This is a genomic window from Fodinibius sp. AD559 (assembly GCF_052712805.1).
Genome location: NZ_JBQPVW010000005.1, coordinates 38007 through 64934, shown reverse-complemented (window position 1 = coordinate 64934; position 26928 = coordinate 38007). Strand labels below are relative to the sequence as shown.

Below are 26928 nucleotides of genomic sequence, written 5' to 3'. Positions count from 1 at the left end.
ATTGACAATATTTTTTAATTAAAATAAAATTCTAATTTCTTAACCGTTCGTCGTTTCATTTCGTAAAATAATTTTCAATCTGTTATCGACAAGGCCACACTGAGTGCCTCCACCAGCGCATCGGCCTTGTTTTGCGTTTCTACATATTCTTTCTCGGGATCGCTATCAGCCACAATTCCAGCACCCGCCTGAATATACACTTTTGAATCGGTAACAAGCATCGTTCGAATTACAATACACGTATCCATATTGCCAGAAAAATCAAAATAACCAACAGCTCCTGCATAAGGTCCACGCTTAGTCGGTTCCAGCTCATCAATTATTTCCATGGCCCGAATTTTAGGTGCCCCACTGACCGTCCCTGCCGGAAAACAATGTTTTAGAGCATCCACTGCTGTTTTGTTATCGGTCAATTCACCTTTTACATCCGATACTATATGCATCACGTGTGAATAGCGCTCGATCACCTGTTCACGTACCAGTTTGACTGTAGCTGGCTTACACACGCGAGACAAATCATTGCGTCCCAAATCGACCAGCATAACATGCTCGGCAATTTCCTTGGGATCATTTTTAAGATCTTGCTCAAGTTCCAAATCCTCCTTGGGTGTTTTTCCACGGGGACGTGTCCCTGCAATAGGCAACAGCTGGGCAGTCTCGTCCTGCACACGGACTAAAACCTCCGGCGATGAACCAACCAAACCAAAATCATCAAAATCCAGAAAGAACAGATACGGGGACGGATTCACCATTCGCAACGCACGATACAACATAAAGCGATCTCCACTGAAATCCGTTTCAAATCGTTGCGACAGCACCACCTGAAAAATATCACCTTCATAAATATACTCCTTGGCCTTTTCAACCATCTGCTCGAACTCAGGCTTCTCAATATTGCTCGTAAGATTATCCGGATTAATGGAGAACGAATCCGTTGAGCGCTCGGGCTGATAAACGAGTTCCTCCATATCATCAAGTGATTGTTGTGCCTCTTCAAATAAAACTTCCGCAGATTCTTCGGTTTCATCATCAACAAGCACTGTTTTAATGATGATCACCTGTTGCTTCACGTGATCAAAGGCATAGACTTGGTCATAAAATGCCCAGATAGCTTCAGGAATATTCAGGTCGTCTTCCGGGACATCGCCCAACTCCTCTACTTCGCGAACCGTATCATAAGAAGAAAATCCAACGGCTCCACCGGTTAATCGTGGCAGGTCGGGAATTTCCGGCTCGCTGTGCCGGGTCGTTAGTTCTTTGAGTGCTTCAAAATACGGCTTATTAAGGACCTCTGTGCTATCAGCTCGCTGTAAAGTTACCTGTTCTCCATTATACTGCAAAACCTGATAGGGATTACGTCCCAAAAAAGAATACCGTGCAACCTGTTCCCCACCCTCAACTGATTCCAACAGAAAGGGATACTCCGCATCTTTTCGAAGTGATAAAAAGAGGGAAACCGGCGTCAGTACATCGGCCATCAGTCGCCGATAAACCGGCACAGCCGTATAATCTTTTGCTAATTTTTTGAACTTAGCTAATTGCATAAGATTTCTGTTATAGATGCTGAAATAAACTCAGCATTACATTTATATTATTTCTGTTTTAAAAACAAAAAAGCCCACTCCAGTTTCCTGCAGTGGGCTCTAACAAATTCTTTTCTTTAATCTAACTCATAAAAATGCCACTGCCTGCGTATGTTTCTTCACAGGCCACCACCAAATGATATTTTTATGAGCTGATTTTTTCATAACGATCTGAAGATAGTATCCGTCGGACCGAAAATCAACACGTTTATTTGGGAAGAATAACATCTTTAAGACATAATTAAATCAGTTTACGTCCCCATCTAAAAATTCGTCTTCTCCGAAAGCCTCCTCCCAAAACAAGTAAGCTCCTACCAAAATCCCTTTCAGAATAAAGATGGAGAACACAATCATTAATCCCACTTCCTGAAAAAACAGAATTAATATTCCATAAATAATAAAAAGGGAAAGCTTTACTTTATTTTTTCGTACCGACTGCTTATCAAAACTCGGCATTTTATCAAAGGGGATAGTACTGACCATTAAAAAAGAAAGCAGAACGATAAGCGGAATTAAAATAGCGTTAATTCCGTATTCAAAACCTTCAAATAGCTCGAGCTGATTATAGAAGGTGAGGTAAAAAGCAGCAATCATAATAGCCTGTCCCGGTATCGGAAGCCCTTTAAAAAAGTCTTCCACACTTTCCTGCACATCCACATTATAGCGAGCAAGCCGTACCGCACCACACAGTGGTGGCAACGCACTGAGAATAATGCCTACAAATGGAAGCTCTGCCAGTCCAAATGAGTACAACAAAAAACCCGGTGCCACACCGAATGAAACTACATCACTGATAGAGTCGAGCTCAATACCAAATTGACTTGTGGCATTAGAAAGACGTGCCATAAATCCATCAAGAGCATCAAACAACCCCGCAAAAACAATAAGCCATGCTCCAAAAAAAAGGCGCCCTTCGGCAACACTGATAATTGCCAAAAAGCCACAGAATAGGTTCATTAACGTAAAAAAACTGGGGATAACCGTGCGGGGGATCTGTTTCCTCGAACGACCATTTTTGCTTTTTTTACGCTTTCTGCGACGACGAAATCGCTTCCACTTTTGTATGGGGTATTTCATTTTATGGGCTAATAGTAGCTAAAATTGTTTTTCCCGCCACGGCTTTTTCGCCTTCCGAGACATTCACTTCAACCTCCGGCGGAACAAGTATATCCATTCTGGAACCAAACTTCATCATCCCAAATCGCTTTCCAAGCTCGAGCTTATCCCCTTTTTCGATATGATAAACAATTCTACGTGCCAATAGTCCGGTAATTTGTCGAAAAAATATTTTTGTCCCTGAGGAATGTTTGACTCCAAAATCGGCCCGTTCATTCAATTCCGAGGCGCGATGGTCATAAGCAGCAAGAAACATCCCCGGCTCGTATTCAAGGTATTCCAGCGTTCCGGTTACCGGTATTCGGTTTACATGGACATCAAGGGGTGACAGAAAAATACTTATCTGTGTAGCGGGACCTTTAATATATCGATCCTCGTCGACGGCCTTAATCTGAACAACTTTTCCGTCGGCGGGAGAAAGTACCGTATTTTCATCTGCGGTTACTTCCCGATCAGGATCCCGAAAGAAATACAGAATAAAAGCTACTAACAACGCCATTGCCGTATATAACAGATAGGCTGTCCAGTGAGGCTCGATATATCGAGCGATTCCACTTACAATTATTGCAAATATAACGGTTACGAATATAGTCGTATATCCTTCGCGTGCAAACATATTTAGATAATTTAGTTAACCGAACTGGCGCAGAATATCGTTGAAGGTAACAAAAATAAAGAGAGCTATGATCAGCAAGAAACCGATTTGCTGAAGTGCCATTCGTACTTTGGGTGATGGTTCGCGCCGGGTAATTCCCTCATAGATTAGAAACACTAAATGACCACCATCGAGTACGGGAATCGGTAAAATATTCATAATCGCCAACGTTATACTCAAGAAGGCCGTAATATTCCAAAACCCGACAAATCCGCCGGCATCCGTCGCCTGTTTTGTTACATTAGCGATGGCAACCGGACCACCCAAGTTATCGCGTACTGAAATATCCCCGGAAAACATCTTAGAGAAACCACCAATAATCCCCGTAAACGTTTCTTCTGTCCTCCGCAAACCAAAATCCATAGACTCAAAAAGACCGTATTGAAAACGATCAATAGCAAAATATTCCTCTGGATCAGGATTAAATCCTATCCCCAATTTATTGTTCTCGTTGGCCATCAAAGTAAACTCATGAGTGGCTCCGTCGCGATTCACAGTCACTGTTATACTATCCTTAGAACTCGCTATTTTCGAAATTAATTCCTGCAAATATTCTACTTCTTTTCCATTAATTGCAGTAATCAGATCACCCTGTTGGATACCAGCACGATCGGCGGGTTGTCCCGGTTGCACTTGGATTATAGGCACGCTGGGCATGGCATTATTAAGAGACACCAATCCCTGTTGTCCAATATCATCAAGTAAGCTATCGGCCACAGGAATATTAACTTGCTCCCCATCTCTCATAACCGTATAGCTTAGTGATGATGCCATCATTCTATCTGGAGCAAACAGATCCTGAAAATAAGGCACTTCTTCCCCATTCACTCCTACCAGTTTATCGCCCGATTGAAACCCCACTTGAGACGCCAGAGAGTTTTCTGCTACGTAAATACTATCTACACTATCGAGCTTAACTTTTGTTTCGCCATTTGAAAAAGCTAACCCTGCATAAATTAATACACCCAAAATCATATTAAAAATGACTCCCGCCGTGATAACAATAATCCGCTGCCACACCGGTTTACTCCGGTATTCCCAAGGTTTGGGCTCCTCATCCAGGTAGTCATCATCCATGCTTTCATCGATCATGCCCGAAATTTTTACATAACCGCCCAACGGAGTAGCACCAATACAGTAATCGGTCTCTCCTTTTTGGAAACCCCAAATACGAGGTGGAAATCCGAGCGAGAAGCGCTCTACACGCATCCCAAATAATTTCGCCGCCAAAAAGTGTCCCAACTCATGAAAAAATACCAAAATTAAAAGAGCTGCAGCAAAAATCCCCAGCGTTGACAATAAACTTACAATCCATTCCATGAAGCTACGTAATTCTTAAACAGTTAATGCCAGTTCTCTGGCTTTTTGATCTATATTTTTCAGTGATTCTAACGTAACAGAACCCGAATTATTTAATTGCTTCAAACACGATTCAATGACTTTCGGGATATCAATATACGTAATTTCTTTGTTGAGAAAGCGCTCTACTGCTATCTCATTGGCCGCATTCAGTATGGCCGGAGCCAATCCACCTTCCTCAATGGCTTCATTCGCTAAACGTAAGCAGGGAAACCGATCATAGTCAACCGGCTCAAACGTCAAATTAAAAGCCGACTGCCAATCCAACCGAGGAGCATCAAGAGTAATACGCTCCGGATACGTTAGCGCATATAAAATTGGAACCTGCATTGTTGGCGGTCCCAACTGTGCTTTGCTTGATCCATCTGTAAATGTTACAACCGAGTGAATTACACTCTGGGGATGTACAACCGCTTCAATTTTATCCAGCGGCATATCAAACATCCAGTGGGCTTCAATAATTTCGAGTCCCTTATTCATCATCGTGGCCGAATCGATGGTAATTTTTGCCCCCATCGACCAGTTGGGATGATCAAGCGCATCATCCACCGTGATATCCTGCATCTGCTTTTTAGACCATGTGCGAAATGGGCCTCCACTGGCCGTAATAACCAGCTTTTCTATTTTATCAAGCGGTTCTCCCACCAAGCACTGCAACATTGCACTGTGCTCAGAATCTACCGGGATGAGTTGGCTCCTGTCATCCTTAATAAGCTCATTAATAATTTCTCCGCCTACAACCAGTGACTCTTTATTGGCCAATGCCACTTTCTTACCCGCCTTCAGGGCCTCGATCGTTGGCTCAAAACCCGAATATCCCACTAAGCTATTTAGAATCACATCGGCATCATCAAGCGAAGCAAGTTCAAGCAACTGCTCATGGCCTACAAGTAATTCCGTAGCTGGGGGCAATTTTTCATTTAATGCATCAGCATATTGCTCATTAGCAACCAGCGCATATCGGGGATTAAATTCCTGAACCTGCTCCAACAGCTTTTGCCAGCTGCTATTACAGCTAATCCCCAACACATTAAAACGATCCGGATGCTCCCGAACTATTTGCAATGCTTGTTCACCGATTGATCCGGTGGAACCCAATATGACAATATTCTTCTGTTTCAAAAGCAGTAATTCAGTTTCAAAATAGCTCTGAAGATAGATAAAATGAGATAGAACTCAGAATCATTTATCGTGCAAAAAATTCAGCTAATACTCCATTTCTTTGGCCGTCTCATACATCAATGCATGAGCCAAAACAGTGTCTTTGAGTGTGGGAGCATACCCTCCCGAAAGTAACAATACAAGCGGCAAGTCTTGGGCCACTACTTTTTGGATCACTATTCTATCGCGCCGTTGCAGTCCTTTCTTTGTTAAGGACAACCGCCCGAAATGATCGGTTTCCAGCGGATCAATTCCGCCTAAATAAAATACCAGATCAGGATCAAAATCCTCAAAAATCGTATCCAAGGCATCTCCCAACGTCTTCAAATACTGATCGTCTTTTGTGTTGTCGGGCAATCCAATATCCAGCGTAGAGGGCGGCTTTTTAAAAGGATAGTTCTTTTCGCCGTGTAGAGAAAAAGTAAACACATGGGGATTATCGTTAAAAATTGCGGCCGTTCCATTTCCCTGATGCACATCGCAATCAATAACTAAAATATTTTTTGCCCACATCGATTGCTGTAATACCTTTATTGCTACGGCAACATCGTTAAAAACACAAAATCCTTCTCCAAAATCTGCCAATGCATGATGTGTACCACCAGCCAGATTTCCTGCCATACCATCCTGTAAAGCCATTATCGCTGCGTTAATCGTCCCCTGTACGGCTAATCGAGACCTAATTGCCAACCGTTTTGACCATGGCAAGCCCAGTCGTCGCAACTTCTTTTTGTTGAGATTCCCCTTCATAATTCCGTTCGCATAATCCCGGGTGTGGACCATCTGTAAATTGACGATATCCACCATCGACGGAGCAACAACATCAGAGGAATCAATAACACCTTGTTCCAGCAGATAGTGATGCAAGCCCTTAAACTTTTTCATCGGGAAAATATGTTCGTCGGGAATGGGTGCATAATATCCCGGTGCGTAAGAAACTCTCAATGCTCTACTGGATTACTCCGTAATTTGTATTAATGCTAACATTCGTCCGCTTTTATTCCCTTCTCGACGATGGGAATAAAATTTCTCGGCTTCACTAATAGTACATTCTTCTCGTATTTCTATCTGGTTATTCGGTATGCCTTCATCCAAAAGCTGATGTTTTATAAAGCTTTTCAAATCCACATGAGGCTTTTCAAAATCTGCATAGTTCACAAACTGATCGGGAAACTGTTCGGCAACTTCTATCCCAACCTCAAAATTCTTTGGCGAAATACAGGGACTTACAAACGACTTTATTTTTGATGCTTCCGCTCCCTGCTCTTTCATTTTTTGGACTCCTCGGAGAATAATATCTCCCACGGCACCTCGCCAACCGGCATGCAGTGCTGCTATTACATTATTTTTGGCATCCCACAATAATATTGCAGCGCAATCTGCCACCTGAATGGCAAGTGTTAAACCCGGCACTTTTGTTACTAACCCATCCGTTGAAGGATAGGTTCCTCCATCAGTTACAAATTGCACTCTATTACTATGCACCTGATCAGCATAGGCTACCCTATCAGGATCAATACTTAAGCTATTGAGTAAAGCCAACCTGTTCCGGGCAACCTGCTCTTTTTTCTCCGGAGTATTAAAACCTACATTTAATCCTGCAATAGCTTGTCCCGGACGCTGAAACTCTTGGTTTTTAAGTGTAAACCAAGCCCGTATACCTTTATTTTTCCTCAAAATTTGGGGAACTATAACAGAGAAATCAGTTTTTAAGCTTTTCATAAAGGGTATCTCGTACAATTTTAATGGGAAACGGGTGACCGGTCCACAGTTTAAAGGATTTACTACCCTGTTGAATTAACATCTCCAATCCATCAATCGTTTGGGCTCCGGCTTCAGAAGCCTGTTTTAAGAATTTAGTTTCAACAGGATTATATACAATATCATAACATATTTTTGATTCAAGATATTGTTTTTCCTGATCACGAACCGGAGATGAATCAATTTTAGGATCCATTCCCAGAGGCGTGGCATTTACAATCAACAAAGCCCCCTCTGCAAATGAGGTCCAGTTTTCGTAAGATACGATTTGTACTCGGCGATTATCACGGTATGAAATGATGCCGTTCGGTGATCGTGATACTAAAAATATTTCCTCCACTCCCATTTCAGTTAATCCATACACAATAGCCCGAGCTGCTCCTCCGGTTCCAAACACTACAGCTGATGCTCCTTGCAGCTCAAATTCATATGGTTGCAGCGGTTCTGTGAACCCAGCATAATCTGTATTGTACCCCTCGAGCTGATATTCATTTTTAACAATCGTATTAACAGCGCCAATTTCTCGAGCCGATGCGTCAATAAAATCCACATAATTAGCTATTGATTGTTTATATGGAATAGTAACGTTAGCCCCTAACAAAGAAGCACGATTTAAAAAAGATGCTAAATCAGTAAGTTCTCTACTCCGGACATCCACTGCATGATACTCAGCCTCTATATCGTAATGCTGTAGAGCAATATTGTGCATGATAGGCGACCAGCTATGTTCCACCGGATGACCAAGCAGTAAATAATGAGAGCGATTACTTTTTGAACTCTGGATAAATTGAGAAAGGGTCATAGATTTCATAGACAAAAAAAATGCGCACCTTTCAGTGCGCATTTAAAAAGTTATTAAATACGAAATTAATTACGCTGCCGCTTCTTCTTCAGCTTCTGCTTTAGCCTCTGCTTCTGCTTCCTCCTCTTCAATTTTTGCAAGAGTATCATCAGCTTTTTGCTTAAAGGTACCATCTTCAGCCTCTTCCTTAAAACGCTGGAGATCTTTTTTCATCTGAGCGGGAAGACCCTTAATAAACTTAGCTAATTCTTCATCCGGTTCTCCATAAAACGTTCGATAATCAAGGCTAAAATCAACACGTGTACGCTCCCCATTATCAAGTGGAGTAAAACGGATCGTTCCGGTTTGATTTAGATTACCATTAATCGTAATCCAAGCGAAACGAGTGTTTCGTAAATCATCAATGATATTAGTTGTCCATTCGAAATTTTCGCCACCGAGTGTTGTGGCAAGTTCGAATGTTTGAGAATTTATCTTGTTGACGTTTTCAATTCGTTCAAAGAAGTGAGGAAAGTAAGTGGGGTCACTTAAGTATTCATAGACTTTGGCTAGAGGCAGGTCAACTTCAATTCTTTCGTGCGCCATAATTTATACTTCGGAGTTGGTTAAAATTAAAAATTGAAAGATTTTTCTAAGGAGATTTTCAATTTTGTAGTAGGGTTAATCCACAATGCGATAAAGATAAGCATTTTATCCGTTTTCAGCAATAATTTTCGCGTTTAAGTTTGAATCTTAATTTTTACCTAAAATAATTTTTCCTGCATTGAGAGTCTCTATACCCCCAAAATCATTGAAAGATGATAACTGCCAAGTAGTAAATGCATTCTTTCTCCCTTAAAATTAAAATTTTGTGAAGGCGCAAACTAAGAATAATACCTGCTATTAATGCATTGCCAAATTTGATCATGCACTTTGGATACGGGTTCTGTTGCATCAACAGTAAAAAAACGATCTTCACGTTCTGCCAGTTTATTATATCCTTGAATCACCTTTTCAAAAAAATCGTCTCCCGCCAGTTCCATTCTATCCTTTGTCTTAGCCATTCTTTTTTTGGCATCAGTCAATGACAGTTTCATATAAATAGTTAAATCAGGCTTACGTTTATGGCTGGCAATAGCATTAAGGTTATGTATCTCTTGAAGAGGAACTGATTTTCTCCCAAATCCCTGATAGGCCGTTGTTGAATCAAAAAAACGATCTAAAATTATAACTTTGCCGTCTTTGAGTCCCGGCATCACATTTTTTGCCATCAATTGTGAACGGGCCGCAGAAAACAAAAGAAGCTCTGTTACAGAATCAATTTCAAAATCTGGATTGAGTAATATTTCCCTGATCTGTTCCGAAACAACTGGGCCACCAGGATCTCGATAAACATCAACATGGGCGCCTTTTTTTTCAAGACGATTCCTTAATTTTTCTATCTGGGTAGATTTACCACTTCCATCAATCCCTTCAAAGGTTATAAACACGTTATCTTATTTTATATTCAAGAAATCGTTTTCTGAATATAACAATCATCTAAGTTTCAACGAACTTGTTTTGAAATATGGGGAATTTATTTCTGAAGAGATGCTAAAATTTAAAATCATCCATCATTTCAGGGGGCTCTTTTTCCAACGCAATGGCAAGAGCAATATAAATGAGCAGCGAGGTTCCTCCACCTGCAAACAACGTAATAATAAACAACGCTCGTATCACTCCGGCGCTAATTCCAAAGTATTTACCCAATCCACCACAAACGCCCGCTATCTTTTTATTTGTTCGGGATTTGTACAGCTTTTTAGTTTGCTTGAAGGCATAACTATCAAATTGAGACTTGCTGCCTGATGAGGAACTTTTCTTTTTCTCCTTTTGCTTACTTTCTGATCCCAAGTCATTATTTAACGTAAAATCTTCTTCCGTATCTTGATTTTGTGACTGCCCAAAGTCATAGTCAAAATCATAGCTTTTAGAAGACTGCTGTTTCTTTTTGGACTTCTTTTTATCTCCCACAAAATAACCGAATCCCACCATTGTCACGATAACTCCTCCTATTAGCGGCAATATTTCAATAAGTCCCGAAACATCGGGACCAATAGACAATCCTATTGTTTGAATAATAAAGATCATCCCTACGAAGAACATCGCAATACCTGCAATTGTTGAAAAATTCCAGATATTCGTGCTTGACTTCTTCTCATCTTCAAGAAATTCATGCATTGTAGTCTGAAGCTCATGAGACTCAAAGTTCAATGAAGAATCAGAATACTGTTGCTTAGTCCGCTGTTTCATGTGATCTACCATAATTAATGACCATTATTAGGTTGTTAACAGCAAGCATTACGTATAAATACGGGGATGTGTTACACCTATAAGCAAGCTAATTAATCCGTAGTCAATATACGTTTTTCTGTAATAATTTTATCCAACGGAATATCAAAATTCTCAGTCGGAAGCTGTTCTATAATATTGACATCAAACATAAGTCCTATTTTGGGACAATCAACATCTTTTAAAAAGCGATCATAGAATCCCTCTCCATATCCAATGCGATTGCACTGCTCATCTCCCCCTACCATGGGGACGATCACAAGGTCAATCTCTTCCAGGCTAACCTCCTCCCCTTCCGTTGGCTCCAAAACGCCCCATCTGTTTTCTTCAAGATCAGAATATGATTCTACCCGAATATGCGTAAGCGTACCATTTTCAAAATCTGTCACCGGCACTACAACATCTCTGCCTCTTGCAATCATTTCTTTTATAAGCACCCGGGTTTCGACTTCTCGGCGCTCATTCATCGATACATAACAATGGATGGTTCCGGCATTCTGGTACTCTTTCTGTTCTTTTAATTCTTCAATGATATCTGCAGAAGCACCATAAAATTCAGGTTCGGGAATAGACTCCCTCTGTTCTAATAAATGCTGCCGGAATTCTTCTTTCTTTTGATTATTATCCAAAACTATAGATACACTAATTTGTGATGTTTAAAATCCTCATCCTGGTCAAGAGTATTCAAAAGTTTGTCCCAGATATCAACGCCGTATTTGTTCATAAAAAATATTCCGGCAATCGTTCGTTCTTGCAGTCCATCTCCCGGAAATAGATTGGCTTTAATTCTTCGGATTCGATCCAACTGTGTTTGATCTTGCTTTTTAACTGAGCGGTAGACTTTTCCCTTTAATTTATTAAGCTCATTTATATACACCGAAGTTGCTTTTTCGGCTGCTGCCTCCAGTGTGGAATCAATCCCCGCAACATCTTTCTTTTTGTTCTCTGATATCTCCTCAACTTGTGCTTGCCAGTCTTCAAAAATACCTTCTATATCGTGCTGATCTGTCTTGTCTACATAATCGGATTCCAGATCTTCAATACGATTGCCATATTCATAAAATTCAAAGGGAAGTTCTCCAATAATACGATTAATAGCCGGCTCAACCAGTGTTGCACTCAACCGCGGAAAAATAATCGGCATGTCCATATCAAAACATCGGTACATGCTTCTCATTTGTCCGTAATAGGCTGTTTCTCCAGGTCCTGCTACGTATCCGACCGTTGGTAGCAACGCATCCTGAATAACAGGCCTTAAGAATACATTGGGAGAAAATCGATCCGGGTGAGCCTCAATTTCATCTACAAGCTGAGCAGTACTCCACTCAATATTTCCATCGGTTTTCCAGCCATTATTATTGCGACTTATCTTTGTCCGGCCGGTTTCGTCATCAAGATAGAAAAGGTTGGAATCGTACAGGGTTACTTGCTGATGATACTCCTCAGCAAGATCAACACTTTTTTCTTCAAGATGATCTCGAATCTTATCAGCTTTCTCTATGGAAGCTTTAAGATATTCGCCCGTAACTCCTTTGACATCGGATTGATTACTACCGGCCAAAACCAATCCATGTTTCGAAAACAGTCGGCTAATAAATAATCCAAATGCTTTGAAAAATGTATGGTCCTTTTGAAATGATCTATTAAGCAACGTCCAAAGATCATCTGAAAAATCGGTGTCATATAATGACTCCTTTAACTGATCCCGCATGTCCGATATTTCATCGGGTAGTTGTAAATCTGCAACGGTAGGCAGATGATTATTTTTTGGCGGAAGAGAAAAGGTCTTGGGTTTATCCTCCTCAATAATGGTGAGCTTACGAACCTCATCATAATCATGATCCTCATCCGCGAGCCAAAACACAGGAATAACCGGTCGGTCAAACTCCTTTTCGAGTTTTCGAGCAATATGAATAGTGCTGATGGTTTTTAACACCGTATATAACGGCCCGCCGTACACCCCCAACTGTTGACCGGTAACAACAGCCAGAGCATTTTCTTTTTCCAGGCGTTCAATATTGCGAATTGCCACCTCATGAGCGTTAAACTGCTCATTTAAAGCAGATAGAATGGATGCTGTCTGCTTCCGGTTTCCCTGAAAATTAAATTCATCTATTTTTTGTGAAATGGCATTACGGTCAAACGGATTGGTCTCAAAAAACTCACTTACCTCATCAAAATTATGAACATAGGTTTTAAAAAGCTTTGAAAATGGAAGATCTTCAAAAGAGTAATTGGTAACCTGCAATGCCTCTAACCTTTAAGTTTTTGGATTTCGTCCCGAAGCCTGGCGGCCTTTTCATAGTTTTCGGTATCAATAGCGGTTTGGAGCTCATTCTCAAGACGTTCTAACTTGCTCATTTCTTTGGGCTGATCCTGAGATTGCGAACTGGTAGTTAAGTCTCCACTTGATTCTCCCTCTGAAACAATACCGGCTTCTTCTAATATTTCACTTGCCACATATATCGAAGCATCAAAACGAACGGCCAAAGCAATAGCATCGCTGGGACGTGCATCCTGCTCCATCTCCTGGCCATTATCTTTATAAATAATTTTTGCGAAAAAAGTGCCTTCACTTAAATCATTTATAAATACCTGCTCCACATTCGATCCGAAATTCTGGATCATATTTTTTAATAAATCATGCGTCATTGGTCGCGGCGGCTTGATATGTTCTAATTCGAGGGCTATGGCCTGCGCCTCGAACGTACCAATAATAATTGGCAACCGTCGATTACCTTCTACTTCATTTAATATTAACGCATAAGCTCCACCGCTACTTGGGCTCGTTGACAGCCCTAATATGTCCATCTTGATTTTATCCAATGGTAAATCGTTTTCTTTTAATAATTATTGGTAGTGAAAATATTGCAAATAAATTTACTGATTTTTACAGTACCCGTAAACTTTAGAACCAGATTTAATAAACGTATTTTTTGATCTAAATGTTTGATTAAATGAAGATCAACTAATATTGCTTCGTTATGGGTGTTAAAAAAGAATCTCCGAAAATTAATTCCATTGAATGGGGAAATATAAAAACGAGTGACGGGAATATGTATAAAGATGCAAAACTTTTCCCCGGTGGTTCACGCGAATGGGACTGGAATGAAACCGGAACCCACCATAATCCCGGTATTCAACCCGCTGATGTTGAGGAATTAATAACAAAAGGTGCACAGTCGGTTGTTCTTTCCAAAGGATTTTACAAACGCCTGGGAGTATGTGAAGAAACAACTGATTTTCTTCAAGAAAAAGGAGTAACATTTTATATATTAGAAACCGAAAAAGCCGTTGAAAAATACAACGATATCCGCGAAGAAAAGCCAGTAGGTGCGCTTATTCATTCTACGTGCTAAAATAACTTCAATGAGACTAAAACCAGCAGCTATATATATTGATTTTAAATAAGAAAGGTGTCCTAAATTTGTATGTTTTCAGATTCAGATGTCCTATATTCTTTGCCTAAATTTCATTGACATTACGACCCATTGCCACTAATTTCCGACTGACCAAAATTAATTTCACTAAACAATGTTTGAGAACTATTTACCTATTGTAATTCTGGCCGGTATTGCTGTAATTTTGGCCATTGTTTTGATGAGTTTATCTCGTCTGCTCGGGCCATTTCGTCCAAATAAAAATAAGCTCGATCCCTATGAAAGTGGTATGGACCCTGTTGGCGATGCAGCCGACCGCTACTCTATTGCTTTCTACTTAGTAGCAATGGAATTTATCGTATTTGATCTCGAAGTTGTATTTATCTATCCATGGGCAGTAAACTTTCTCGAATACGGTGTAGGAACGATTGTTGCCATGGTTGTATTTATTCTTATCCTTTTTGTTGGGCTGCTCTACACTATCAAAGTTGGCACACTCGACTGGGATGCGAAGCAAGGAATGTTTAATTAATCAAATTTAGCCTATACACTTATGGGTATTGAAAGTTCACTTGGTGATGGTTTTCTCACCACAAAAGTTGATGCACTTACAAATTGGGCACGTTCAAATGCTGCCTGGCCGATGCCAATGGGATTAGCCTGTTGCGCAATTGAGATGATGGCTTTTGCCGGGCCTAAATATGATGCTGCTCGATTTGGTTCTGAAGTAATGCGGTTTTCACCACGTCAGAGCGATGTTATGATTGTTGCCGGGTGGGTAAATTATAAAATGGCCCATGCCATTCGTCGGATTTGGGATCAGATGCCCGATCCCAAATGGTGTATCGCTATGGGAGCTTGTGCCTCAACTGGTGGCATGCACCGGTGTTATGGCGTAGTACAGGGCTGCGATAATTTTCTGCCGGTTGATGCATATATCTCTGGCTGCCCACCGCGCCCCGATGCTCTCTTGCATGCGCTCATGAAGATTCAAGATAAAATTCGTACCGAACACTCCGTAACGCTCGATACCTGATATGGATTTAGAATTATCTAAAACACTCCAAAATACTGTCGATAAGTTATCCGAGAAGTTTGCGGATAGCTTTGTCAAAGTCTACCAATCTACGGGTGATACGTTTATTCTCGTAGAACCTCACAATATTGTGGAAATATGCCGGTATCTTAAAGAAGAGCTGCACTATATTTATCTAAACGATATCTTTGGCATTGATCGATTTACTTTAGAAGAACGCTTCGAGGTTGTTTATAATCTCATTTCACTGCGTAGTCGAGAAAAACTTTTCTTAAAAGTGCGTCTTCCCGAAGAAGAACCGGTTATGGATTCCATCACTGATGTCTGGAAATCTGCCAGTTGGATGGAGCGTGAGGTTTATGACATGTTTGGAGTGAAGTTTAATAATCATCCAGACTTTCGTCGCATTTTTATGCCTGAAGATTACAACTATTACCCTTTGCGCAAAGAATTTCCACTGTTGGGTATTCCGGGTTCTATTGAACTGCCAAATTCAACGCCTGACACTGAGTAGTTTTTATTATGAGTAAAACAAGACTTGTCGATCAGTTAGATTCAAAGTTTTTTGAAGAGCATCAAAATAAGCTCTACCAGGCTCTCGAGGATAAGCATACAACTATCGAGATGCTTGAGAAAGATGATCCGCTCAATACCAAGATGGTACTGAATATGGGTCCTCAGCACCCCGCCACCCACGGAGTGCTGCGTCTTATTCTACAACTGAGAGGAGAACTTATTGAAAAGGCGAAAGTCGATATCGGCTACCTGCATCGTGGGGTAGAAAAGATTGCAGAAAACAAAACCTATCAGGAGTTCATGCCCTATACCGATCGCATGGATTACCTCTCCCCTTACAGTAATAATGTTGCGCTGTGTACTGCGGTCGAAAAAATTGCAAATGTTGAAGTTCCTGAGCGAGCGCATTATATACGAATGATCGGCTGTGAGTTGGCACGAATTTCTTCTCACCTCCTCTGGCTTGGAACTATGGTTATGGATGCCGGAGCCGTATCATTCTTTATCTGGACCTTCCGTGAGCGTGAAAAACTGTACGACATTTTTGATCACATCGGCGGTCATCGTTTCACTATTTCACATGCTCGAATTGGAGGTGTTGCCAATGATCTTACCGATGACGCTCTTGCAATGATTAAGGATTTTGTGAATGAGTTTCCGCAAGAACTTAAAGATTTTCATGGACTACTCGATCGAAATAAGATTTTCTTTGACAGAAACCGAGAAGTTGGCGTTTTAAAACCCGAAGATGCGTTAGAAATCGGGGCAACCGGACCTACCCTTCGTGCATCAGGATATGCTTATGATCTCCGTGACTTTTCCCCTTATGCTCGCTATGATGAAGTGGATTTTGAAATCCCCACTCGTCTTGAGGGCGACAACCTTGCACGTTATTATGTGCGGATGGAAGAGATGCATGAAAGTATTCGTATCATCCGTCAATGCCTCGACAAACTTCCGAAGGGTCCGGTAAGAACTGATAACGCCAAGCAGGCTTATCCTTCCAAAGATGAAGTATATTACTCAATGGAGGGCATGATTCATGACTTTATGATGACAGATACCGGAATTTGTCCGCCCGAAGGTGCCGAGGCTTATCACGCCGTGGAAGGGCCTAAAGGGGAACTTGGATATTACATCCAAAGCAATGGAGCCGGGCATCCCTGGCGACTAAAGATCAATTCCCCATCATTCAAAAACCTACAGGCACTTGAAGATATGCTTGACGGAGAAATGGTTGCTGATACTGTTGTAATTATTGGTGGAGTGGACCCCGTATTGGGAGAAGCAGATAAATAGAACTAAAGTAGTGGGAGATGGGAAGTTTTAATCTCATTTCTCGAAATATAAGATAGCATAATTTAATGGCTGAATTGTCATTTACACAGGAAGAACTTGACGAAATAGAACGGCTAAAGGCTAAGTTTCCAACGGCCAAAGCTGCTACCCTACGCGTTTTATGGGTGGCACAGCAAAAGTACGGGCATGTTGAACCGGAAGTCCAGAACTTGGTTGCTGAAACATTGGATGTCCCAAAATCTCACGTTCACGGCGTAGCGAGTTTTTATACGCAGTACTATAAAGAAGAAAAAGGGAAGTTTGTTCTGGATGTTTGCACATGTCTAAGCTGTCAGCTTTGCGGAGGATATGAAATTTTACATCACCTTGAAGAAGAATTAGGTATCGAAGCAGGCGAAACAACCGACGATGGGATGTTTACCATCCAGGAAGTTGAATGCCTCGGTGCATGTGGATATGCCCCAATGTTGCAGGTTACAAATGGCGTTTACGTCAATAACCTGACCAAAGAAAAGGTCGATACCCTGTTAGAGAATCTTAAAAACGGTAACATGCCAGAGTTTGAATCAATGGCAATGCCGGAATTGGAAAAACGAAATCAAGCTGCCTCAAAATAATGGCCCAAGACTGGAAATCATTTGAACCACTGCTTATTCCTGATATCCCTAATCTGGAAAAGATTGATGTATATGAGGAAAACGGTGGCTACGACGCGCTCAAAAAAATATTAAACGACCGTAACACATGGTCGCGTAATAGTGTTACCGAAGAAGTAAAACAAGCAAATATTCGTGGTCGGGGCGGAGCCGGATTTAATGCCGGGCTCAAATGGAGCTTTATGCCCGATCCCGATGGCGGCCCACGCTATCTGGCTTGTAATGGTGATGAATCTGAACCGGGTACGTTCAAAGACCGCAAGATTTTTGAATTCAACCCGCACCTTTTCATTGAAGGTGCTCTTATTGCATCTTATGCAATGACCATTGATACTATTTATGTCTATATCCGCGGAGAATATCTTTCCTGGGTAGATATGCTCCAGAAAGCCGTTGATGATGCTTATGAAAAAGGATATCTCGGCGAAAATATTCTGGGCACTGATGTTTCTATTGACATGGAATTAACTTACGGTGCCGGGGCCTATATTTGTGGCGAAGAAACAGCTATGCTTGAATCTCTTGAAGGTAAACGGGGATATCCCCGGACCAAGCCCCCCTTCCCTGCTCAAAACGGATTATGGGGACGTCCAACAACGATTAACAATATTGAAACATTGGCTAATGTTCCTCTGGTAATTAACAATGGCGCCGATTGGTATGGTGATATTGGAGCTGAAGAACATCCGGGCCCCGTTCTTTACGGAATATCAGGTCATGTAAATCGTCCGGGTGTTTATGAATATCCTACCGGCGTCCCGGTTCTGGATTTGATAAACGATGTAGCCGGTGGAATCCGCGGGGAAAAAGATCTTAAAGCTATTATTCCCGGAGGATCGTCCACCCCTCCACTAAGAGCTGATCAGCTTGATGGCGTAACCATGAACTCTGACTCACTGAAAGATGTCGGATCAATGATGGGTACGGCCGGAATGGTTGTTATGGATGAGGACACTGATATGGTAGAAGTACTGTGGAGAATTGCCCATTTCTATCACCACGAATCATGCGGCCAATGTACTCCATGCCGAGATGGTACCGGATGGCTTGAAAAAGTCTTGAAGAAAATTAAAGACGGAGAAGGAGAAATGAAGGATCTTGATCTCCTGCTTGATGTTGGCAACCAAATGGAGGGACGTACGATATGCGCCCTTGCCGATGCCGCAGTATGGCCGGTACGTCATACCATCAACCGTTTTAGAGACGAATTTGAAGAACGATGCAAGAAATCTGTTCACGCAATCGCGTGATTTAAATAACAAATCACAAGTATCAAATTGCTGACCGTAATTTGTTTTGTGAATTGAAATTTACTCAAAATTATGCCAGAAGTATTTATAGACGGTAAACGTTACGAATATGATGAGGAAAAGGACGAAATGCTGCTCCAGTTTATCCTGGACCAGGGATTGGAAGTTCCGTTTTTCTGTTATCATCCATCCATGTCGATACCTGCCAATTGCCGACAGTGTATGGTGAAAGTCGGCACCCCGATTAAAGACCAGGAAACAGGTGAATATGAACTGGATGAAAATGGAGAACGAAAAATACGTTGGTTCCCCAAGTTCCAGACCTCCTGTTCCACTCGCCTTCAAGATGGAATGGTGGTTCTGACTCAAGAATCATCCGAAGAAGTAGCACGCGCACAAAAAGACAATCTGGAATTTATTCTTGTTAATCACCCGCTGGATTGCCCTATTTGTGATCAGGCCGGTGAATGCCCGCTACAAATTCAAACCTATAAATACGGACCTGAAGGAAGTCGTTTCGAAGTTAAAAAAGTGCATAAGCCCAAGCATGTAGATTTAGGGCCCCGCGTTACGCTTGATGCCGAACGCTGTATAAACTGTACGCGGTGTGTGCGCTTTACTGAAGAAATTAGTGAAACGCATCAACTTACTATTGTACAACGAGGCGACGATAATTATCCCGCAACAGCGCCCGGCGAAGAATTTGACGATCCATATTCTCTTAATACCGTTGATATTTGCCCTGTAGGAGCGCTAACATCAACAGATTTTCGTTTCAAGGCTCGGGTTTGGGAAATGAATCAAACGCCCAGCATTGATATTACAAACGGAAAAGGGTGCAATATTGACCTATGGACACGGGACAATGAGGTGCTCCGGATTACCCCTCGACAAAATGAAGAAGTCAACGATTACTGGATGCCTGACGAGAGTCGGGAGGCATATAAACTCTTTAACGAGAATCGTGTTGATCGTCCCTCTATCAAGCTTGATGGCGACAATCAATCGAACACCTCGTGGAATAATGCTATCGAGACCTTTGCTGAGGTATTAGAAGCCAACGATCCGAGTGATATTGTCATTATCGGAAGTCCTCACGCATCAGTTGAAGAAAATTATGTTTTTAATAAGTTTTTTAACCTGCTGGGCGTAGAAAATGCAAAATTTACTCCGCATATTATCCCCGGCTCAGGCGACGATTTTCTCATTACCGACGATCAGGCCCCAAATACTAACGGGTGCCGGGTTATCAATCTGGATGAAGCGGAGAATGCCTCTATACAGTCAACTGTTACAGCTGCTAAAGTGGTTATCATCTTATCGGATGACTTAGTAGGACGTGAGGTTCTCTCAACCTCTGATCTCGGTGATCCCTATACGATTTCGCTTGCAACTAATCACAGTGAAACCACAAAAGCTTCAGACTTGGTAATCCCCATAACATGTGTTGCTGAACATGCAGCCAGTTATGTAAATGTGGATAGACGTATCCAACGCTCCTACCCTGCCAAAGAAACAAAGTATACCAATAGGCGACTTAATCTTGAAATGTCAGAAGGCCGATTGGACCGCTTTGGTACAAACTTTGACAACTGGGTCAGTGAAGAAAACAAGGTAGATTGTCTACCGGTTTGGGATTTTCTCAATAAACTCGGTGATCGCTTGGGACTTGATTTCGAATACGATCATTCCCGCGAAATCTTTGCTGAGCTCAGTGATTCAGTAGATGAGCTTCAAGATATTACCTATGAGCGCATGGATGAAGAAAAAGGCGTTCAGTTACCGATTAAACAAGAAGAAATAAAAGCCTAAATAAGACTTTTAAATGGAACCAGTAACAACAACGTCATATCTCGTTTTAGGAGTTGCCCTTTTTATGCTGCTTAACTCTGCAGCAATTGCCGTTTATGCAGAACGGCGTATCTCGGCCGCCATCCAAAATCGTCTTGGACCAAACCGTGTAGGTCCATTCGGCCTCTTACAACCTATTGCAGATGTTGTAAAACTCCTTCTCAAAGAAGACGTAACTCCGGCTCGGGGTTTCAAAACCATTCACGCTATAGCTCCAATGATACCGGTTATTACCGCACTAATGACGGTTGCCGTAATACCTTTCGGAGATGGATTATATGCCACTGATATTAATGCAGCTGTTTTATACTTGCTTGCTATCAACTCGCTGGGGGTATACGGAGTCACGCTCGGTGGTTGGGCTTCTAACAGCAAATACTCTTTATTGGGAGGATTACGTGCCGCTGCACAGATGATTAGTTATGAGTTGCCAATGGGGATGGCCGTTGCCTCCTGTGTACTTTTTGCGGGATCACTAAGCATGATAGATGTAGTAAATTCCCAAGAAACATGGTGGAATATTATCCGCAATCCTATCGGGGCAATAATATTTATTGTAGCCGCTTTTGCTGAAGCAAACCGAACACCGTTTGATTTGGTGGAAGCTGAACAGGAACTTGTTGGAGGATTTCACACAGAATACAGCGGGATGAAATTTGGCATGTTCTTTCTTGCTGAATATATGCACGTAATGATAGGCAGCATGCTTATTACCACCTTTTTCTTCGGCGGATATCATCTGCCCTTTGCAGGATATTGGCTGCCGGAAATGAGTCCCTTGGCAAAATCAATATTGGATGTCTCTGTCTTTACCATAAAGACACTCTTCTGGGCATTTGTCTATATCTGGGTACGCTGGACCATTCCCCGATTTAAGTATAACCAAGTAATGAAATTAGGATGGAAACGCATGCTTCCGATTAGCATCCTGAACTTCATTGTATTAGCTATTATCATTTACGCATGGCACCATTACTTGGGATAAATAGCTAATATATTTCTGATTCAAAAGGCTGGAAACGTAACAGTTTTTGGCCTTTTTCTTTGGCTTCCAAATCCTAAAAGATTCTAACAAATATTAGATCCTTTGCTATTGCCTTCCATCCGTAGAAGAACTAATATATTGTTACGAATAAGAATATGGGGTATCAATAAAGTCAGGGAGTCTTATCATGCACAATCAAACGTCAACAAAATTATTTTCAAAAAAATCCACGGCATACGCAAAATATCGTGCTGGATATAACGATGAAGCGATCACCAAAATTATTGCCCCGTTCCAGCATCAGGATGTCATCAACATTGTTGATATCGGTGCTGGAACGGGTATTGGTTCGTATTTATTAGCCGAAAAGGGAGCTTTTGTTACGGCTGTTGAACCCAATAAAGCGATGATTGAGACCGCTGAACCACATCCCAATATCAATTTTATACAAGCCAGTGCAGAGCAGTCTGGAATAGCTGATAACACCGCTGATATCGTCACCTCCTTTCAGGCTTTTCACTGGTTTGAATTCAAAAAGAGCCTACAGGAATTTCGTCGCATCCTTAAACCCAGCGGACAGTTGGCTCTCATATGGAATTACTGGGATACTACTGATCCGTTTACCAAAGCCTATGTCAAGCTCATTGATAAGGCAACGGTAAAAAATGAGGACCGCGTTGAGCCCTACGATGGCATATCCGGCAAAATCAAAAAACTGCGGGTGCATCTACTCTGGAAAATTCAGTATCTCCCCTATTACAAAAATGTACAACGTCATGTCTATCAACTTTCACAGGAAATGGATCTCGATGGCTTGATTGGCGTCGCTAAATCACAGAGTTATATCGAACATAAAGGCCCGCTGTGGGATGATCTTGAAGCCGATATTATTTCGTTAGCCAATAAAAATGAATCCACTAACCTAGTATATAACGTCAATCTTTTTACTGCCACTCCGAGGAAATAGCTCCTAAACGAAATCCATCATCGATATTTTTGCAGTCGTTTCGTATTTTCTTTTGTTCGATCAGCAAACCAAAACTCCACGATCTGCAAATACATGAAAACAGTTGCCTTTAAAACTCTTGGCTGTAAGCTGAATTACTCCGAAACCATGGCTATTCAGCGCGATTTCGAACAAGAGGGATATGATATCACCGATTTCGATAACCAAGCAGACATCTATGTTGTAAACACTTGCTCGGTGACCCAAAGTGCCAACAGCACCTGCCGCCAAACAGTGCGCCGGGCGCTCCGCAGAAATCCCGAGGCCTTTGTTGCGGTAATAGGATGCTATGCACAGCTGGAACCTGAGGAAATTGCCGAAATTGATGGTGTGGATGCGGTACTTGGAGCCAAGAACAAATTTAAGCTGCTCGAACTTTTTGACGATTTCGAAAAACGATCCGAACCCATTGTCTATAATTCAGATGTAAATGAAGCCGTCGATTTCCATAACGCCTTTTCAGCGGATGATCGCACCCGGGCTTTCCTAAAAGTCCAGGACGGCTGTAGCTACAACTGCTCGTTTTGCACCATCCCGATGGCCCGTGGAGAAAGTCGAAGTCCGAAAATCAATGCCGTTGTTGAAAACGCGAAGCTCTTAGTCGAGGAAGGTTTTAAAGAAGTAGTAGTAACAGGCGTCAACGCCGGTGATTTCGGCCGAAGTACAGATGAAAATTTCTTTATGCTTCTGCAGGAACTGGATACTGTTGACGGACTTGAACGCATCCGTTTTTCATCGGTGGAACCAAACCTCATGCATGAAGAGATTATTTACTTTACAGCAGAATCTGATAAAATACAGCCGCACTTTCATATGCCCCTGCAAAGCGGCAGTGATAAAATGCTGGGACTCATGCGGCGTCGCTATCAATCCGATCTGTACCGAGAACGGGTTGAGCTTATTAAAAAACTAATGCCCGATGCTGCTATCGGCGTAGATGTGATTACAGGACATCCCGGAGAAACCGATGAGCTCTTTCAAGAGTCCTACGATTTTGTCGACAGCTTACCCGTCTCCTATCTGCATGTGTTCACTTACTCCGAGCGACCCAATACCCATGCGTTAAATATCGAACCTCAGGTACAAGACAGCGTGCGCAAGGAGCGCACCCATAAAATGCGTCGACTCTCCAAGAAAAAGCGATTTAATTTTGATACCTCTTTTACTGATGAAATACGTCCGGTATTGTTTGAGGGAGCAAATAAAAATGGAGCGATGCTGGGCTGGACGGACAATTACGTACGCGTTGGTATTCCCTATAATCCTCAATACGAAAATAGAATTTTGCCGGTCAGGCTGGGAGCACGATCAAAAGAGGGCTACCTCATTGGGGAATTAACGCCGAAAGCAAAACAGGAACAAAAGGTAATAGCTGAACTTGTCGGATAATTAAATTCTATGGCTGATTCTAACCGAGACCCCAAGGATATTATTGATGAAGCGATCTCTTTTATTAAGAAAGAACGTGAATTATACGGGGATTTTTCAGTAAATACTGAAAGTGACAAATCTGTCCAAGATGAATCCCCCACTTCCCAATCAACATCTACCAGATCTACCAGCAATAATGCTGTAACAGAACCATCCCTGCAGGAAACATCATCGAGTGGGAATAACCAGCAAGATCAGGGATTTACACCTCAGGAAGGGTTGTTTAACAAAGATGAATCCAACGATGTGTATTACCACATTGACAAGTGTAATTCGCTTGATGAGTTAAAAGCATTATGTCAAAAAGCTGATGTGCTCCGAACTGATTTAGAGGGAACACAGTTGGTGTTTGGTGTGGGGAATCCCGATGCGGATTTAATAATTATAGGCGAAGCACCCGGGGCTGAAGAAGATAAACAGGGAGAGCCGTTTGTCGGAAAAGCAGGAAAGTTGCTGGACAAAATTTTGGATGCTATCAACTTTAAGCGGGAAGATGTATATATCGCAAACATCCTAAAGCATCGTCCGCCAAACAATCGCAATCCTAAGCCGGAAGAACGCGAACGAAGTCTCCCCTTTTTACTTCGACAAATTGATTTAATAGAACCAAAACTTATCTTAGCTGTAGGAAAAGTAGCAGCCCAAACACTTCTTGATAAAAACCTTTCTTTAACAAAGATGCGGGGACAGTTTCACAATTTCCGAGGCAAATATGAGTTACTTGCTACCTATCACCCGGCCGCATTGCTTCGACATCCAAAATGGAAACGTCCTACATGGGAAGATGTTCAACTACTCCGAAAGCGATATAATGAGCTCGGCGGGCAACCGTAAAATTTTAAAAAAATATCTACTCTTTTACTTCGGTAAAAGTGTCGCTTTTCTTATACTTGTTAATGCGTGAACAAAAAATAATTGGGATTGTTCATATCATTCAGCTCACACGAATTTTGCTATAATTTCAGATCAATTCTCGGATGGCATCAAATAAAGGATCAAATTATAATAACTCGGACTCCAACGTATTGGATCAGGAGGGACGTGTTCCCCCTCAAGCAGTAGAGGTTGAAGAAGCTGTGTTGGGATCGATGTTAATTGAACATGAAGCGGCTACTATCGCATTGCAGATGCTGTCTCCGAATGATTTTTACAAGCCCGCCCATCAACATATTTTTGAGGTACTCCACGATCTTTATGAACGCGATAATCCCCTTGATCTGCTCACGGTAGAAAATGAACTGCGTGATAAAGGGCTGCTTGATACCTGTGGCGGACCGGGTTACTTGTCAGAACTTACCCGCTCGGTCAGCTCAGCTGCCAATGTGGATTACCACGCTCAAATTATTGCTGAAAAAGCAACTAAACGGAATTTAATATTGGGTTGCACCGATATTATTAAACAGGCTTACGACAGTTCTTCTGACACTATAGACGTATTAGACTATGCCGAGCAGCGTATCTTTGATCTGGCTAATTCCAAACAACGAGCACAAGCTCAACCTATTGGTGATGTTTTAAAGGATACCCTCTCTTATCTGGAAGATATCCGCGGTAAATCCTCTGGCATTACTGGAGTTCCTACCGGTACCGATGTAGATAAACTGACGGCCGGTTGGCAAAACGGAGATCTTATTATTATTGCTGCACGTCCCTCAATGGGTAAAACAGCCTATGTTTTGACGACGGCAAGAAATGCGGCTTTGCATCAAAATGAAAAGTTGCGGACCAAGGTCGCTATTTTCAGTCTGGAGATGTCAAATCAGTCACTCGTTCAGCGTCTGTTGACGATGGAAGGCCGAATTAATGCTCAAAGCGCTCGATCTGGGCAATTAGAGGATGAAGATTTTAAGCGTCTTATTGATGCTGCGGGGCGACTTTTTACGGCCAATATTTTTGTAGATGATACTCCCGGCCTAAGTATTATGGAACTTCGCACCAAGGCCCGACGGCTCAAAAGTGAGCATGATATTGGTCTTATCGTTGTGGATTACCTACAGTTGATGACGGCCAGTGGAGATCATGGAACCCGGGAGCAGGAAATTGCATCCATATCAAGAGGACTTAAAGCATTGGCTAAAGAGTTGGACGTACCGGTTGTGGCCCTTTCACAGCTAAGTCGTGCCGTTGAGCAACGCGGCGGTGATAAGCGTCCTCAGCTTAGTGACCTCCGTGAATCGGGATCTATTGAGCAGGATGCTGATGTTGTAAGCTTCATTTATCGTCCGGAATATTATGGCATAAAAACTACTCCGGAGGGACAATCTACTACCGGGCTGGCAGAAATTATTGTCGGCAAGCAGCGTAACGGCCCCACCGGTAGCATACCACTGTATTTTGTAGAAGACTATGCTCGATTCGAAAACCTTACTACTGCAGATGCGGGTCCATATGGAGAGCCCCAAGATAACTCCTCGAATAATGGAGACCAATCCAACAATGGTGGACCACCAACAGGACATAGCCCCGGCGGTGACGACGCTCCATTTTAAAATACCGTTAGATTAAATTACTCTATCAATACCATAAAATAATGTTTCTTAATCAGCAGTTAGTTAATTTTGAATAAATAGCAGATTAGGAAACAATCATTATGAACCTGAAAGAAAAATTATGGCGGATAAATAAAAGACTGTCAAAATTCTCTATCGGGGAGCATATTGCAGGGATGTGGCTGAGTCGAAAATTTACCGATCACGGGATACTCGTTGTAACGGGCGGGCGGCCCTATCCCAAAGTGATCAACAAAGGAGGAACACTCTCTGCTGAAAATT

27 protein-coding genes are annotated in these 26928 nt (G+C 41.9%); 13 read left to right on the top strand and 14 right to left on the bottom strand.

The window, feature by feature from the left end:
- Positions 1–74: 74 nt before the first annotated feature.
- From trpE to ACQ4LT_RS10370, 14 genes are all read right to left on the bottom strand, one after another.
- A complete protein-coding gene (gene trpE, locus ACQ4LT_RS10435) occupies positions 75–1544 on the bottom strand; it encodes an anthranilate synthase component I (protein WP_445665982.1) in 1470 nt (489 codons plus the stop codon).
- Positions 1545–1829: 285 nt separating this feature from the next.
- Positions 1830–2660: a CDP-diacylglycerol--serine O-phosphatidyltransferase gene (pssA, locus tag ACQ4LT_RS10430; protein WP_445665981.1), complete on the bottom strand. Its 831-nt coding sequence runs from the start codon at positions 2658–2660 to the stop codon at positions 1830–1832.
- A 1-nt stretch (position 2661) separates the two neighbouring features.
- Positions 2662–3315 carry a phosphatidylserine decarboxylase family protein gene (locus ACQ4LT_RS10425; protein ID WP_445665980.1) on the bottom strand — a complete coding sequence of 218 codons (654 nt, stop codon included), beginning with the start codon at positions 3313–3315 and terminating at the stop codon, positions 2662–2664.
- Positions 3316–3330: 15 nt separating this feature from the next.
- The gene (rseP, locus tag ACQ4LT_RS10420; RefSeq protein WP_445665979.1) at positions 3331–4674 is read right to left on the bottom strand and encodes an RIP metalloprotease RseP; all 1344 of its coding nucleotides are present in this window, start codon (positions 4672–4674) and stop codon (positions 3331–3333) included.
- A gap of 15 nt (positions 4675–4689) precedes the next feature.
- On the bottom strand, positions 4690–5835 hold the full coding sequence (locus tag ACQ4LT_RS10415) for a 1-deoxy-D-xylulose-5-phosphate reductoisomerase (protein ID WP_445665978.1): 1146 nt from the start codon (positions 5833–5835) through the stop codon (positions 4690–4692).
- 84 nt (positions 5836–5919) lie between these two features.
- Positions 5920–6759, bottom strand: a complete 840-nt coding sequence (locus ACQ4LT_RS10410; protein ID WP_445665977.1) for a histone deacetylase family protein — start codon at positions 6757–6759, stop codon at positions 5920–5922.
- 72 nt (positions 6760–6831) lie between these two features.
- Positions 6832–7596, bottom strand: a complete 765-nt coding sequence (gene pgeF, locus ACQ4LT_RS10405) for a peptidoglycan editing factor PgeF (protein WP_445665976.1) — start codon at positions 7594–7596, stop codon at positions 6832–6834.
- Entirely contained in the window at positions 7577–8446 is an 870-nt protein-coding gene (locus ACQ4LT_RS10400) for a shikimate dehydrogenase (protein WP_445665975.1), read from the bottom strand. Before ACQ4LT_RS10400 ends, pgeF begins: the two co-directional genes overlap by 20 nt.
- A 60-nt stretch (positions 8447–8506) precedes the next feature.
- A complete protein-coding gene (locus ACQ4LT_RS10395) occupies positions 8507–9022 on the bottom strand; it encodes an SRPBCC family protein (RefSeq protein ID WP_445665974.1) in 516 nt (171 codons plus the stop codon).
- A 278-nt stretch (positions 9023–9300) separates the two neighbouring features.
- Positions 9301–9906: a dTMP kinase gene (gene tmk, locus ACQ4LT_RS10390; RefSeq protein WP_445665973.1), complete on the bottom strand. Its 606-nt coding sequence runs from the start codon at positions 9904–9906 to the stop codon at positions 9301–9303.
- 103 nt (positions 9907–10009) lie between these two features.
- Entirely contained in the window at positions 10010–10720 is a 711-nt protein-coding gene (locus ACQ4LT_RS10385; RefSeq protein WP_445665972.1) for a PspC domain-containing protein, read from the bottom strand.
- A gap of 80 nt (positions 10721–10800) precedes the next feature.
- Positions 10801–11376 carry a 5-formyltetrahydrofolate cyclo-ligase gene (locus ACQ4LT_RS10380; protein ID WP_445665971.1) on the bottom strand — a complete coding sequence of 192 codons (576 nt, stop codon included), beginning with the start codon at positions 11374–11376 and terminating at the stop codon, positions 10801–10803.
- Positions 11377–11378: 2 nt separating this feature from the next.
- Positions 11379–12995: a bacillithiol biosynthesis cysteine-adding enzyme BshC gene (bshC, locus tag ACQ4LT_RS10375; protein WP_445665970.1), complete on the bottom strand. Its 1617-nt coding sequence runs from the start codon at positions 12993–12995 to the stop codon at positions 11379–11381.
- 5 nt (positions 12996–13000) lie between these two features.
- On the bottom strand, positions 13001–13573 hold the full coding sequence (locus ACQ4LT_RS10370; protein ID WP_445665969.1) for a bifunctional nuclease domain-containing protein: 573 nt from the start codon (positions 13571–13573) through the stop codon (positions 13001–13003).
- Between the two features lie 158 nt (positions 13574–13731).
- Here ACQ4LT_RS10370 and ACQ4LT_RS10365 point away from each other — a divergent pair, with 158 nt between their 5' ends.
- The 13 genes from ACQ4LT_RS10365 (at position 13732) to dnaB (ending at position 26646) form a co-directional block, all read left to right on the top strand.
- Complete coding sequence (locus ACQ4LT_RS10365) at positions 13732–14106, top strand: Mth938-like domain-containing protein (protein WP_445665968.1); 375 nt, start codon at positions 13732–13734, stop codon at positions 14104–14106.
- A gap of 175 nt (positions 14107–14281) precedes the next feature.
- Entirely contained in the window at positions 14282–14659 is a 378-nt protein-coding gene (locus ACQ4LT_RS10360) for an NADH-quinone oxidoreductase subunit A (protein WP_445665967.1), read from the top strand.
- 21 nt (positions 14660–14680) lie between these two features.
- The gene (locus tag ACQ4LT_RS10355; RefSeq protein WP_322575111.1) at positions 14681–15163 is read left to right on the top strand and encodes an NADH-quinone oxidoreductase subunit B; all 483 of its coding nucleotides are present in this window, start codon (positions 14681–14683) and stop codon (positions 15161–15163) included.
- A 1-nt stretch (position 15164) separates the two neighbouring features.
- Positions 15165–15677, top strand: a complete 513-nt coding sequence (locus ACQ4LT_RS10350) for an NADH-quinone oxidoreductase subunit C (protein WP_445665966.1) — start codon at positions 15165–15167, stop codon at positions 15675–15677.
- Between the two features lie 8 nt (positions 15678–15685).
- Entirely contained in the window at positions 15686–16978 is a 1293-nt protein-coding gene (nuoD, locus tag ACQ4LT_RS10345; protein WP_445665964.1) for an NADH dehydrogenase (quinone) subunit D, read from the top strand.
- Between the two features lie 65 nt (positions 16979–17043).
- Positions 17044–17595, top strand: a complete 552-nt coding sequence (locus ACQ4LT_RS10340) for an NADH-quinone oxidoreductase subunit NuoE family protein (protein WP_445665963.1) — start codon at positions 17044–17046, stop codon at positions 17593–17595.
- Positions 17595–18884, top strand: coding sequence for an NADH-quinone oxidoreductase subunit NuoF (gene nuoF / locus ACQ4LT_RS10335; RefSeq protein WP_445665962.1), 1290 nt, complete (start codon positions 17595–17597; stop codon positions 18882–18884). Before ACQ4LT_RS10340 ends, nuoF begins: the two co-directional genes overlap by 1 nt.
- Before the next feature lie 72 nt (positions 18885–18956).
- A complete protein-coding gene (locus ACQ4LT_RS10330; RefSeq protein WP_445665961.1) occupies positions 18957–20696 on the top strand; it encodes a molybdopterin-dependent oxidoreductase in 1740 nt (579 codons plus the stop codon).
- 13 nt (positions 20697–20709) lie between these two features.
- Complete coding sequence (gene nuoH, locus ACQ4LT_RS10325) at positions 20710–21720, top strand: NADH-quinone oxidoreductase subunit NuoH (RefSeq protein WP_445665960.1); 1011 nt, start codon at positions 20710–20712, stop codon at positions 21718–21720.
- 187 nt (positions 21721–21907) lie between these two features.
- Positions 21908–22687 carry a class I SAM-dependent methyltransferase gene (locus ACQ4LT_RS10320; RefSeq protein WP_445665959.1) on the top strand — a complete coding sequence of 260 codons (780 nt, stop codon included), beginning with the start codon at positions 21908–21910 and terminating at the stop codon, positions 22685–22687.
- A gap of 93 nt (positions 22688–22780) precedes the next feature.
- The gene (mtaB, locus tag ACQ4LT_RS10315) at positions 22781–24115 is read left to right on the top strand and encodes a tRNA (N(6)-L-threonylcarbamoyladenosine(37)-C(2))-methylthiotransferase MtaB (protein ID WP_445665958.1); all 1335 of its coding nucleotides are present in this window, start codon (positions 22781–22783) and stop codon (positions 24113–24115) included.
- Positions 24116–24124: 9 nt separating this feature from the next.
- Positions 24125–24991 carry a uracil-DNA glycosylase gene (locus ACQ4LT_RS10310; protein WP_445665957.1) on the top strand — a complete coding sequence of 289 codons (867 nt, stop codon included), beginning with the start codon at positions 24125–24127 and terminating at the stop codon, positions 24989–24991.
- A 143-nt stretch (positions 24992–25134) separates the two neighbouring features.
- Positions 25135–26646 carry a replicative DNA helicase gene (gene dnaB / locus ACQ4LT_RS10305; protein ID WP_445665956.1) on the top strand — a complete coding sequence of 504 codons (1512 nt, stop codon included), beginning with the start codon at positions 25135–25137 and terminating at the stop codon, positions 26644–26646.
- Positions 26647–26928: the final 282 nt, after the last annotated feature.